Here is a 12013-nt window from a genome sequence, read left to right as displayed (position 1 = left end):
TGCAGGACCCGACGTTCGGGGTCCGGCTGCTGAATCTGCCGTCACGCATCCAGACGGTGTCGCTGACTATGACCACCACCGGCGCGGTGATGATGACGCTGGCCTGGCTGATGCTCGGCCGCTTCACGCTGGGCGAGCGGCGCATGACGCGCAGCCAGCTGGACCACACGCTGATGCTCTGGGTGTTGCCGCTGCTCATCGCGCCGCCGATGTACAGCAGGGACGTCTACTCCTACCTGGCACAGAGCCAGATCGCGTCGCTGGGACTCGACCCCTACCGCGTGGGGCCCGCACCCGGGCTCGGGCTGGACCACGTCTTCACGCTGTCAGTCCCCAGCCTATGGCGTGAGACGCCGGCCCCCTACGGTCCGCTGTTCCTGTGGATAGGGCGCGGCATCTCCGAACTCACCGGCGACGACATCGTCGCCGCCGTGCTGTTCCATCGCCTGGTCGTTCTGGTCGGGGTGGGGTTGATCGTGTGGGCCACCCCACGCCTGGCCCGCCGCTGCGGCGTGGCCGAAGTGAGTGCGCTGTGGCTGGGGCCGTGCAATCCGCTGTTGTTCATGCACCTCGTCGCAGGCATCCACAACGAGGCGCTGATGCTCGGGCTCATGCTCACGGGCACCGAGTTCGCCCTCCGTGCCATCAGCCGCACCCGCGACAACCACCCGGCGGGTCCGCTCATCCCGCGGCCGCTCCACTGGCCAAGAGGACGCCGGCAATGGGCGCGGTGGATGCCGCTGGCGATGTTGGTCGCGGGCACCGTGCTGATCACGATGTCGTCGCAGGTGAAGCTGCCGTCGTTGCTGGCCATCGGATTCGTCGCCATGGCGCTCGCGTGCAAGTGGGGTGGCAGCTTCAAGGCGTTCGTCGTCGCAGGCGGCTGGGTATGCGCCATCGCGGTCGCCGTCACGGTGCTCATCGGCTGGGCCAGCGGGCTGGGCTTCGGTTGGCTGTTCACCCTAGGCACCGCGAACGTGGTGCGGTCGTGGATGTCGCCGCCGACGCTCATCGCGCTGGGCACCGGTCAGGTGGGCAACCTGCTCGGCCTCGGCGATCACACCACCGCGGTGCTGGGCCTGACCCGCGCGATCGGCGTGTTCATCATCGCAATTCTCGTCACGTACCTGCTGCTCTCGGTGCTGCGTGGCCGCCTGCATCCAATCGGCGGTCTGGGAGTCGCGCTGGGCGCCACCGTGCTGTTGTTCCCCGTCGTGCAGCCCTGGTACCTGTTGTGGGCGATCATTCCGCTGGCCACCTGGGCGAGCCGCCCCGGATTCCGCGGCACGACGATCGCGATGACGCTGATCGTCGGCATCTTCGGGCCGACGGCCAACGGTGATCGCTTCGCGCTCTTCCAGATCCTCGACGCGACGCTGGCGAGCACGATCATCGTCGCCATCCTGATCGCGATCACCTACCGGCGGCTGCCATGGCGCGGACTGCCCGATGCCACCGGCGACGAAGGAACCCACTCGCCACCTCCGCCGTCGCCGGCAGTCAAGCCCGACGCCTACTCTGACTCATCGTGACCTCGCCATCCGATGCCTCGGGAGCCATCGGCTCCTCGCGCGAGCGCTCGTCGGAACCCATCGGCTCCTCGCGCGAGCGCTCGTCGGAACCCATCGGCTCCTCGCGCGAGCGCTCGTCGGAACCCATCGTGCAGCTGCGCGGGGTCACCAAGCGCTACGGCGCGACGACGGCCGTCGACGGACTCGACCTCGACGTCCACCGCGCCGAGGTGCTGGCACTGCTCGGCCCTAACGGGGCAGGCAAGACCACGACCGTCGAGATGTGCGAGGGCTTCATCCGGCCCGACGCGGGAACCATCGAGATCCTGGGCCTGAATCCGGTCACCGACAACGCGCGGCTGCGCGAGCGCATCGGCGTGATGCTGCAGGGCGGCGGCGGCTACCCGGCGGCCAGGGCGGGCGAGATGCTCAATCTCGTTGCCGCGTACTCCGCCAACCCGCTGGACCCGAAGTGGCTGATGGACACCCTCGGCCTGACCGAGGTCGCCAAGACCACCTACCGGCGCCTCTCGGGCGGCCAGCAACAGCGGCTCGCCCTCGCATGCGCCGTCGTCGGCAGGCCGGAATTGGTGTTCCTCGACGAGCCCACCGCGGGGATGGACGCCCACGCCAGGATCGTGGTGTGGGATCTGATCGACGGGTTGCGCCGCGACGGCGTCACCATCGTCCTGACCACCCATCAACTCACCGAGGCCGAGCAACTCGCGGACCGGCTGGTGATCGTCGACCACGGCATCGCGGTCGCGGCGGGTACGCCCGCCGAACTCATGGGCAGAGGCGCAGAGAACCAGCTGCGCTTCTCCGCTCCGCCGAAACTCGATCTGTCCCTTCTCATTTCCGCGCTGCCGGAGAGCTACCTGGCGAGCGAGGGCGCCCCTGGCGAGTATCTCGTCGAGGGCGAGATCGACCCCCAGGTGCTCGCCACCGTGACGGCGTGGTGCGCGCGATTGAACGTCTTGGCCACCGACATGCGGGTCGAACAGCGGAGCCTGGAAGACGTCTTCCTCGACATCACGGGCCGGGAGTTGAGGTCATGACCAATCGCTTCGAACCGGGGACGTTCGCACCCGACCCGCGTCCGGCGTCGGTGAAGGACATGCTGACGGCCCAGTTCGGTCTGGAACTCAAGCTGCTGCTGCGCAACGGCGAGCAGTTGCTGTTGACCATGTTCATCCCGATCACCCTGCTGGTCGGGATGACACTGCTGCCGTTCGGTTCGTTCGGGCCCAACCGGGCGGCCGCGTTCGTTCCCGCGATCATGGCCTTGGCGGTCATCTCCACGGCGTTCACCGGGCAAGCCATCGCAGTGGCGTTCGATCGGCGCTACGGCGCGTTGAAACGCCTCGGCGCCACCGCACTCCCGGTGTGGGGGATCATCGCCGGCAAGTCGCTGGCCGTGGTCACGGTGGTGTTCCTGCAGTCGATTCTGTTGGGCGCCATCGGCTTTGCCCTCGGCTGGCGCCCCGCCGTCGCGGGCCTGGCACTCGGTGCGCTGATCATCGCGCTCGGCACCGCGGGCTTCACCGCGCTGGGCATGCTGCTTGGCGGCACCCTGCGGGCGGAGATCGTGCTGGCCGTGGCGAACCTGATGTGGTTCGTGTTCGCAGGGCTAGGGGCGCTGACGCTCGAAGGCGACCGCGACGGTGGAATGGTCTCGCATACCACCCAATTCGTGGCCCGGCTGACGCCATCGGGCGCCTTGACCGAGGCGCTCAGTCAGGCGATGACGGTATCCGTGGACTGGTTCGGCGTGGTCGTCCTCGCAGTGTGGGGGGCGGTTGCAGCGCTGTGCGCGCTGCGCTGGTTCCGCTTCACCTGACCGTGCGCCTCGTGCGACAGCTGGGGTAGCAGGTACTCCAACTGCCCCACCTCTTCGACGTTGTGGGTGACCCAGGCGCGTGCCATGTGGTCGGGAAAACGTCTCCGCAGGACGGCGTTGACGGGCCACATCAACGGGCTGCGCGCTCCGAGGTCGAGCACGGTGACGTAGTGCGTCGCGGAGGGTGCCGCCGACCAGGTGTGCTCGAGTTGGAAGACGATCGCGCCTGCGACGCGGGTGACCAGCCGGATGCCCGTCGCGTCGAGCTTCTCGACGCGATCCACCACGTCGACGGCGTACTCGGGGTTGGCTCCGAAGGCCTCCACGATGTGAAAGCGCGCGCCTTCGGCGGCTCCGCCACCCCGCGCGGGCTTGGCCAACTCCCACCGGATGTGGTCGAGCGGATGCCACGCCAGGTAGCGAGGAACGACGCCATCGCCATAGGTGATGGTGCCGTCGAGGTGGGTGAACCAGTCCAGGAGCATCGTCGGGGTGACGCCCGCGAGGGGCCTGTGGTCGATCGTGATCCGTCTGCGGCCGTAGGGCGCGTCGACGTAGCGGACGGTCGCGGTGTCGGTCGACCGCAGCGGGAACAGCACGGGCAGCGTCATCTCGGAACTCCGTTAAGATACGTTTTTGTTTCTTACAGCCAGGACTGTAACCTGGGGCCGCAAGATACGCAATCGTTTCCTATGGTGAGAGAGGGTCGAGATGACCACGCGTCGCCGCGGTGCCGCACTCGACGAGGCGATCCAGTCCGCGGTGCTCGAGCTGTTGGCAAGAGGCGGGCCCAATGCAGTCACGATGGAGGCCGTCGCCGCGACCGCACGAACCAGCAAGCCGGTCCTGTATCGGCGCTGGCCCGACAGTCGGGCGCTGCTGCGTGCCACGCTGGTCGGCCTTGCCACCTCCGCAATCCCGCATCAGGACACCGGCAGCTATCGAAGCGACATGCTGGCGATGCTGCGCGGCTGGGCAGCACTGTTCACCGGCGACAAGGGTGCCATCCTTCGCGGCGTCATCGCGGCGGCCGCCCACGATCACGAGCTGGCGGAGACCTTCCGTACCGACGTCATCGGATATCGAAAGAAGGAGATGGCCGCCATGCTCGCCCGCGGCATCGAACGCGGCGAAGTGCGCTCCGACGTTCCCGTCGACATCGCCCGCGAGCTCGGTCAGAGCGTCCTGTGGCACCGGCTGCTGGTCACCGGTGACCCCATCACCGACGATCTCGTCGTGACACTGGTCGACGAAGTGCTGCTGCCGTTCGTCGCGCCGCGCGTCGAATGAGCGCACCGCCGCCCCTACTACGGCCTGTAGTTCCTGCTGATCTACGATCGGGCGATGGCCGTCGGACGCGTGCGCGGAGCGCAGCATAACCGCCGTGGCCTGATGCGGGTCGTCGACGTGCTCCCGAATCCGAGCCTGCGAGTGCAGCGGATCATCGCGGCCGCGGTCATCCTGACCCAGGGCGGCATCGCCGTCACCGGCGCCATCGTCCGGGTCACCGCGTCAGGACTCGGCTGCCCCACCTGGCCACAGTGCTTCCCAGGCAGCTTCACACCCGTCCCCGTCTCCGAGGTACCGGTCATCCACCAGGCCGTCGAGTTCGGCAATCGGATGATCACCTTCCTGGTGGTGCTCACCGCCGCGCTGGCAGTCCTCGCGGTACTGCGCGCGCGCCGACGCCGTGAGGTGCTCGTCTACGCGTGGCTGATGCCGCTCTCGACGGTCGCGCAGGCCGTCATCGGTGGCATCACCGTGCTCACCGGGCTCCTGTGGTGGACCGTCGCCATCCACCTGCTGGTGTCGATGACGATGGTGTGGCTGTCGGTCCAGCTGTACGTCAAGATCGGCGAGCCGGACCCCGTCGATGGCGCACCCGCGCCGACTCCCGTGGTCCCTGACCCTTTGCGCTGGTTGACCGTCCTCACCGCAGCGGTGTTGGCCGCCACGCTCGTCACGGGAACGTTGGTCACCGGCGCGGGGCCGCACGCCGGCGACAAGAGCGTCGAGCAGCCGGTCCCCCGGCTGCAGGTGGAGGTCACCACACTGGTGCACTTCCACTCGTCGCTGCTGGTGGCCTATCTGACGCTGATCCTCGTCCTGGCCTTCGCCCTGCGCGCGGCAAGCGCGCCCCGACCGGTGACGGCGCGCCTGTGGGTGCTGCTGGCACTGGTGTGCGCGCAGGGTCTGGTCGGCACCACCCAGTACTTCACCGGAGTTCCCGCAGCGCTGGTGGCCGTGCACGTCGCTGGCGCCGCCGCATGCACCGCGGCGACCTCGGCGCTATGGGCGTCGATGCGCCCCAGGTCCACTCTTCAGGGGACCGAGGCCGAGGCGCTCCAGCGCTGACTCCACGCCCAGCGCGAAGACCCGCTGCTGCGCGGCACGCCCGGTGTCGTCGAGCTGTCGCCAGCCGAGCGACGGCTCGACGAGTTCCAATTCCAACAATCGGGGGTCGTCCGCCCCGCCGATGACGTCGACCCGCGCGTACAGGAACTGGTCGACGTCGATGCCGAGGCGTTCGGCGGCCGCCGCCAGTGCGGCGTGTCCGACGTCCCACAGCTCGAAGTCCGGCTCGGCGGGTCGGAGAGTCTCCTCCGCATAGGTCCCCGAGTCGTCGAACGTCGGCCGCTCACCCGGCGGCGGCAGCAGTGGGCCCTTGGTGAAGGCGTGCGACTGCCTGCCGCCGAGGAACACCAGCGCCGTCTCGCCGTCGGCGATGCGAGGGTCATACGGCTGCACCAACGCCGTCCGGCCGTCCGCGTGCAGGGCGAGCGCGTGTGCGCGTGCCTCGTCTAGATCGTCGAACCGTTGCGCACCAACCGATCCCGCGCCCACGGAGGGCTTGACCACGAGCTCCGCCCCATCGCCGTCGGTCAGCACCACGTCCTCCCCTGGCGCGAAGAACCGACTCGGCACCGTGGGGACACCGGCGTCTGCGATGTCGGCCAGATATCGCTTGTCCGAGTTCCAGGCCACAACGGCCGGCGCATTGACGAGGTTTCGCACGCGCGTGGTCCACTCGAGGAACTCGTCAAGGCGTTCGGTGTAGTCCCACGTCGCACGCAGGATCACCAGGTCAACCTCCAACGTGGCCGGATCGTCCCAAGACAGCCAGCGGGCATGCAGGCCCCTGGCGCGCAGGGCGGCGATCAGCCCGTCGTCGTCGCCGTCACCCTCGATCAGAGCCCGGCAACCGGCGAACACGATGCTGGGATGACGAACGTCGGGCCGTGCGAGCTTCACGACTGAAATCCTAGCCAGGACACCCTCCTCGCCAGGGAAAGCGGCGCCACGCCGGACGAGGAAGACGGGCAGGGGGCGCGGAACTCCGGTCGAGTGGAATGCTGGAGCGCATGTATGCGATCGAGGTGTCCGAGACCGGCGGCCCGGAAGTCCTGACCTACGTCGAGAGGCCCGAGCCGGTGCCGGGTCCTGGCCAGGTGCTCATCAAGGCCGACGCGATCGGCGTCAACTTCATCGACACGTACTTTCGGTCCGGTCTGTATCCGCGCGAGGTGCCGTTCGTCGTCGGCAGCGAGGTGTGCGGCACGGTCGCCGCCGTCGGTGACGACGTCGCCGCACTCAACGTCGGCGACCGCGTCGTGACGGCCCAGGCCGACGGCGGCTACGCCGAATACTGCCTGGCCCCTTCCGACTTCGTCGCCTACGTGCCCGACGCCGTCCCCGCCGAGGCCGCGGCATCCGCACTCCTGAAGGGGATGACCGCCCACTACCTCCTCAAGTCGGTCTATCCGGTGCAGCAGGGCGACACGGTCCTGTTCCACGCGGGTGCGGGCGGCGTCGGACTCATCCTCACGCAGTGGGCCACCAGCATGGCGGTCAAGGTCATCTCCACCGTGTCGACCACCGCGAAGGCCGAGCTGGCCCGCAAGGCCGGTGCCGTGGAGGTACTCGACTACCCGGACGACGCCGCCGAGTTCGGCGCCCGGATCCGTGAACTCACGGGCGGACGCGGCGTCGCCGCCGTGTATGACGGCGTCGGAGCCTCGACGTTCGACGCCAGCCTCGCCAGTCTGGCCGTGCGCGGCACGCTCGCCCTGTTCGGCGCATCCAGTGGGCCCGTTCCCCCGTTCGACCCGCAGCGCCTCAACAGCGCGGGTTCCCTGTTCCTGACCCGGCCCACGCTGGCGCACTACACCAGGACGCCCGACGAATTCTCCTGGCGGGCAGGTGAAGTGCTCGACGCCATCGCCAGTGAGACCATCTCCATCACGGTCAGCGAGCGTTACCCGCTAGGCGATGCGGGCAGAGCGCATACCGACCTGCAGGCCCGTAAGACCGTCGGCTCGGTCGTTCTGGTCCCCTAACCTTGTCGCCGTGGCCGACGACCTGAGGGTGACGCACACGTTCGTCGTACCCGGGTCCGAATTGAGCGAGCGCTTCTCGAGGTCTTCCGGGCCGGGCGGGCAGGGCGTCAACACCGCGGACAGCAGAGTCGAGTTGTCCTTCGACCTCGCCAGGTCGCGGTCGGTACCGGACTGGCTGCGCCATCGCATGCTCTGCCAGCTGCGCGGCCGACTCGTCGACGGCGTGCTGGTCGTCGCGGCAAGCGAACACCGCGCCCAGCTCCAGAACCGCGCGGCAGCCCGTGAACGCATGGCGCGGCTCCTGCGCACCGCCGCGGCCACGCCTCCGCCGGTGCGCCGCCCGACCAAGCCGACGAGAGGTTCGAAGGAACGCCGGATCACCGACAAGAAGCGGCGCGGCCTGACCAAGCAGGGGCGCCGCGGCGGCTGGGACCCGAACTGAGACTGGGACCCGAACTGAGGTCAGCGACCGAACACCGTGGGAAGCGCGAGTGCCGAGTCGACGGCCAACGCGCAGAAGACGACGGCGAGGTAGTTGTTCGACTGCAGGAAGAGTCGCAACGGCTTCACGGGCTCACCGCGCTTGACGCCGGAGTACAGCTGATGAGCCATGGTCAGGAACCACGCCCCCGCCAGCAGGGCCACCGCGGCATATAGCCAGCCGGTGGCCAGTGCGAGCGCCAGCGTCGTGAGCACGGTCAGCCACGTGTAGATGAGGATCTGCTTGGTGACCTGACGCTCGGTGGCCACGACCGGCAGCATCGGAACGCCTGCGGCCTTGTAGTCGTCCTTGTAGCGCATCGCCAACGCCCAGGTGTGCGGCGGCGTCCAGAAGAAGATGATCCCGAACATCACCAGCGCGGGCCATCCGATGGTGCCCGTGACGGCAGACCAGCCGATCATCACCGGCATGCAGCCCGCGGCGCCTCCCCACACGACGTTCTGCGACGTGCGTCGCTTCAGCAGCAGCGTGTAGACGAAGACGTAGAAGAGAATCGTCGCGACCGCGAGGACACCCGAGAGCAGGTTGGCGGTCCACCACAGCCAGGCGAACGACCCGGCACTGAGGACCAGCCCGAAGATCAGCGCGTTGCGGGTTGGCACCGCCGCTCGAGCCAGGGGCCGGCGGGCGGTCCGCTTCATCACTTTGTCGATGTCGGCATCGGCGACGCAGTTCAAGGTATTGGCGCCCGCGGCGGCCAGCATCCCGCCGAACAGCGTGTTGAGGATCAGAAGGGGGTCGACCGAACCGCGATGGGCCAGCAGCATCGCCGGAATCGTCGTGACCAGAAGGAGCTCGATCACGCGGGGTTTGGTCAGCCCGACGTACGCCAAGAGGGTGCCGCGAATTCCGGTCGGCGCCCCGCGAGGGAGCAAGCGCTCGCGAATGCTCACGCAGTTGATCTCCTCGCAATTTCACGGCAGCGCGCGGCTTCTACTACAGAGGATGGTAGACCGTCGTTCTGTGAGCCGAGCACCGCAGGGTCGCTTCGCGTGAACGCCGCACCAACTTGATCGACGCGGCCTGCGACGCCGTCGCGTTCCGCACTAGGGTATTGATGAACAGGCTTGCCGACCGGAGGGGTAATTAGTGACCACCGTTGAAGAGATCTCCGAACTCACCCGCCCCAATCATCCCGACGATTGGTCCGACGTGGACTCGGTCGCCGTGGACACCGTCAGGGTGTTGGCCGCGGACGCGGTCCAGAAGGTTGGAAACGGCCACCCGGGCACCGCGATGAGTCTCGCGCCGCTGGCATACACGTTGTTCCAGCGCCAGATGCGCCACGACCCCAGCGACGTGCATTGGTTGGGCCGCGACCGCTTCGTGCTGTCGTGCGGTCACAGCAGCCTGACGCTGTACATCCAGCTGTACCTCGGTGGGTTCGGCCTCGAGTTGGCCGACATCGAGTCGCTGCGCACGTGGAAGTCCAAGACCCCTGGCCACCCGGAGTTCCGCCACACCAAGGGCGTCGAGATCACCACCGGGCCGCTCGGCCAGGGCCTGGCGTCCGCGGTCGGCATGGCGATGGCCGCCCGCTACGAGCGCGGACTGTTCGACCCCGACGCCGCTCCGGGCACCAGCCCGTTCGACCACTTCATCTATGTGATCGCCTCCGACGGCGACATGGAGGAAGGAGTCACCAGCGAGGCCAGCTCGCTGGCGGGCACCCAGCAGCTCGGCAACCTGATCGTGTTCTACGACCACAACCAGATCTCCATCGAGCACGACACCAACATCGCGCTGTCGGAGGACGTGCCCGCCCGCTACCGGGCGTACGGCTGGCACGTCCAGGAGGTCGAGGGCGGCGAGAACGTCGCAGGCATCGAAGAAGCGGTGGAGGCGGCGAAGAAGGTCACCGACAAGCCGTCGTTCATCTCGCTGCGCACCATCATCGGCTATCCGGCACCCACCAAGATGAACACCGGCGGCGTGCACGGATCGGCGCTCGGTGACGAGGAAGTGGCGGCCACCAAGAAGGTGCTCGGTTTCGACCCGGACAAGAAGTTCGAGGTGCGTGACGAGGTCATCGAACACACCCGCAAACTCGTCGAGCGCGGCCGCGAGGCCCACGAAAAGTGGCAGCCCGAGTTCGACGCGTGGGCCGAGCGCGAACCCGAGCGTAAGAAGCTGCTGGACCGCCTCACCGCCGAGGAACTGCCCGACGGCTGGGACGCCGACATCACCTACTGGGAACCGGGTTCCAAGGCCGTGGCCACGCGCGCCGCGTTCGGCCAGGTACTCAACGACGTCGCGCCGCACCTGCCCGAACTGTGGGGCGGGTCGGCCGACCTGGCAGGCAGCAACAACACCACCATCAAGGACGTGAAGTCCTTCGGTCCACCCTCGATCTCGACCGAGGACTTCAAGGCGGACTGGTATGGGCGGGTGCTGCACTTCGGCATCCGTGAGCATGCGATGGGCTCGATCCTGTCGGGCATCGTGCTGCACGGGCCGACCCGCGCGTTCGGCGGCACCTTCCTGCAGTTCTCCGATTACATGCGGCCGGCCGTGCGCCTGGCGTCGTTGATGGACATCGACACCATCTACGTGTGGACGCACGACTCCATCGGCCTGGGTGAGGACGGGCCCACCCACCAACCGATCGAGCATCTCGCCGCGCTGCGGGCCATCCCGAACCTGTCGGTGGTCCGCCCGGGCGATCCCAACGAGACGGCCTACGCCTGGAAGAGCATCGTGGCGCGCGGCAACGGCAGCGGTCCTGTCGGTTTCATCCTCACCCGCCAGGGCATCCCAGTGTTGGAGGGCACCAGTTCCGAAGGCGTGGCCAAGGGTGGTTACGTGCTCGGTGGCGGTAACCCCGCCGACGACGCCGACGTGATCATCATCGGCACCGGTTCGGAACTGCAGCTCGCGGTGGAGGCGAAGAAGTTGTTGGCGGAGAAGGACATCACCGCTTACGTCGTGTCGATGCCGTGTGTGGAGTGGTTCGAGTCACAGCCGAAGGAGTACCGCGACAGCGTCCTTCCGCCTGAGGTGTCCGCCCGCGTCGCGGTCGAGGCGGCCGTTGCGCAGAGCTGGCACAAGTTGGTCGGTGACACCGGCGAGATCATCTCGATCGAGCACTACGGCGAATCGGCCGACGACAAGACACTGTTCCGCGAGTTCGGCTTCACCCCCGAAGCCGTGGTGGCCGCAGCAGAACGATCCATGGACAACTGACGCTCACTAAGACAACGGTTACTAAGACAACGCTTACTAAGACAAAGGCAGAGAAGGCGATTCACATGACTCAGAACCCGAACCTCGCGGCGCTGAGCGCCGAGGGTGTCTCCGTATGGCTCGACGACCTCTCGCGCGAGCGGTTGCAGACGGGCAATCTGCAGAACCTCATCGACACGCAGAGTGTCGTGGGCGTCACGACCAACCCGTCGATCTTCCAGGCGGCCCTTTCCAAGGGCAATGCCTACGACGACCAGGTCAAGGAACTCGCCGAGCGCGGCGCCGACGTCGACGCGACGATCCGCACGGTGACCACCGACGACGTCCGCAACGCGTGCGACGTGCTGGCCAAGGCGTACGAAGCGTCCGGCGGCATCGACGGCCGGGTCTCCATCGAGGTCGACCCGCGGCTGGCGCACGACACCGACAAGACGATCCTGCAGGCCATCGAGCTGTGGAAGATCGTCGACCGGCCCAACGTGCTGATCAAGATTCCCGCCACCGAAGCCGGTCTGCCCGCGATCACCGCGGTCATCGCGGAGGGCATCTCGGTGAACGTGACGCTGATCTTCTCCGTCGAGCGTCACCGGGAGGTGATGGACGCCTACCTCGCCGGTCTGGAGAAGGCCAAGGAGGCAGG

12 protein-coding genes are annotated in these 12013 nt (G+C 67.8%); 9 read left to right on the top strand and 3 right to left on the bottom strand.

Features of this window, described 5'->3' with window-relative positions:
* The 3 genes from mptB to ABW137_RS37410 all read left to right on the top strand — a co-directional run.
* Positions 1-1532, top strand: a 1532-nt coding sequence (mptB, locus tag ABW137_RS37420) for a polyprenol phosphomannose-dependent alpha 1,6 mannosyltransferase MptB (RefSeq protein ID WP_526408311.1), incomplete at its 5' end; no start/stop codon positions are given.
* Positions 1533-1624: 92 nt separating this feature from the next.
* Positions 1625-2569, top strand: a complete 945-nt coding sequence (locus ABW137_RS37415; protein ID WP_526408314.1) for an ATP-binding cassette domain-containing protein — start codon at positions 1625-1627, stop codon at positions 2567-2569.
* A complete protein-coding gene (locus ABW137_RS37410) occupies positions 2566-3351 on the top strand; it encodes an ABC transporter permease (RefSeq protein ID WP_526408309.1) in 786 nt (261 codons plus the stop codon). Before ABW137_RS37415 ends, ABW137_RS37410 begins: the two co-directional genes overlap by 4 nt.
* Here ABW137_RS37410 and ABW137_RS37405 read toward each other — a convergent pair.
* Positions 3249-3962: a hypothetical protein gene (locus tag ABW137_RS37405; RefSeq protein WP_526408307.1), complete on the bottom strand. Its 714-nt coding sequence runs from the start codon at positions 3960-3962 to the stop codon at positions 3249-3251. The two genes, ABW137_RS37410 and ABW137_RS37405, sit on opposite strands and share 103 nt — an antisense overlap.
* A 100-nt stretch (positions 3963-4062) precedes the next feature.
* Here ABW137_RS37405 and ABW137_RS37400 point away from each other — a divergent pair, with 100 nt between their 5' ends.
* Positions 4063-4641 (top strand): TetR/AcrR family transcriptional regulator, encoded by a 579-nt coding sequence (locus ABW137_RS37400; RefSeq protein ID WP_526408305.1) that lies wholly within the window; start codon positions 4063-4065, stop codon positions 4639-4641.
* 102 nt (positions 4642-4743) lie between these two features.
* Positions 4744-5706 (top strand): COX15/CtaA family protein, encoded by a 963-nt coding sequence (locus ABW137_RS37395; RefSeq protein ID WP_526408312.1) that lies wholly within the window; start codon positions 4744-4746, stop codon positions 5704-5706.
* On the opposite strand, the gene ABW137_RS37390 is transcribed toward ABW137_RS37395, so the two are convergent.
* Positions 5641-6603, bottom strand: a complete 963-nt coding sequence (locus ABW137_RS37390; protein WP_526408303.1) for an ATP-grasp domain-containing protein — start codon at positions 6601-6603, stop codon at positions 5641-5643. The two genes, ABW137_RS37395 and ABW137_RS37390, sit on opposite strands and share 66 nt — an antisense overlap.
* Before the next feature lie 110 nt (positions 6604-6713).
* On the opposite strand from ABW137_RS37390, the gene ABW137_RS37385 reads away from it, so the two are divergent.
* Entirely contained in the window at positions 6714-7688 is a 975-nt protein-coding gene (locus ABW137_RS37385; protein ID WP_526408301.1) for a quinone oxidoreductase family protein, read from the top strand.
* Positions 7689-7698: 10 nt separating this feature from the next.
* Complete coding sequence (gene arfB / locus ABW137_RS37380; RefSeq protein WP_526408299.1) at positions 7699-8130, top strand: alternative ribosome rescue aminoacyl-tRNA hydrolase ArfB; 432 nt, start codon at positions 7699-7701, stop codon at positions 8128-8130.
* 20 nt (positions 8131-8150) lie between these two features.
* Here arfB and ABW137_RS37375 read toward each other — a convergent pair whose 3' ends face one another.
* Positions 8151-9083, bottom strand: a complete 933-nt coding sequence (locus tag ABW137_RS37375; RefSeq protein ID WP_526408298.1) for a heme o synthase — start codon at positions 9081-9083, stop codon at positions 8151-8153.
* Positions 9084-9279: 196 nt separating this feature from the next.
* Here ABW137_RS37375 and tkt point away from each other — a divergent pair, with 196 nt between their 5' ends.
* Together tkt and tal are read left to right on the top strand one after the other, a co-directional pair.
* Positions 9280-11373 carry a transketolase gene (tkt, locus tag ABW137_RS37370; protein ID WP_526408296.1) on the top strand — a complete coding sequence of 698 codons (2094 nt, stop codon included), beginning with the start codon at positions 9280-9282 and terminating at the stop codon, positions 11371-11373.
* A gap of 65 nt (positions 11374-11438) precedes the next feature.
* A partial coding sequence (tal, locus tag ABW137_RS37365) for a transaldolase (RefSeq protein ID WP_526408294.1) occupies positions 11439-12013 on the top strand: 575 nt, incomplete at its 3' end.

The sequence above is a fragment of the Mycobacterium sp. genome (genome assembly GCF_040509115.1).
Taxonomy (GTDB): Bacteria; Actinomycetota; Actinomycetes; order Mycobacteriales; family Mycobacteriaceae; genus Mycobacterium.
Note: the sequence above shows the minus strand (reverse complement) of the source record. Positions and strands in the feature narration are given on the sequence as shown.

What these genes read in the sequence shown, in the direction of transcription:
- ABW137_RS37385 (WP_526408301.1), top strand. Translation starts at nt 6,714, where the DNA reads ATGTATGCGATCGAGGTGTCCGAGACCGGCGGCCCGGAAGTCCTGACC.
- ABW137_RS37410 (WP_526408309.1), top strand. Translation starts at nt 2,566, where the DNA reads ATGACCAATCGCTTCGAACCGGGGACGTTCGCACCCGACCCGCGTCCG.
- ABW137_RS37395 (WP_526408312.1), top strand. Translation starts at nt 4,744, where the DNA reads ATGCGGGTCGTCGACGTGCTCCCGAATCCGAGCCTGCGAGTGCAGCGG.
- ABW137_RS37405 (WP_526408307.1), bottom strand. Translation starts at nt 3,962, where the DNA reads ATGACGCTGCCCGTGCTGTTCCCGCTGCGGTCGACCGACACCGCGACC.
- ABW137_RS37400 (WP_526408305.1), top strand. Translation starts at nt 4,063, where the DNA reads ATGACCACGCGTCGCCGCGGTGCCGCACTCGACGAGGCGATCCAGTCC.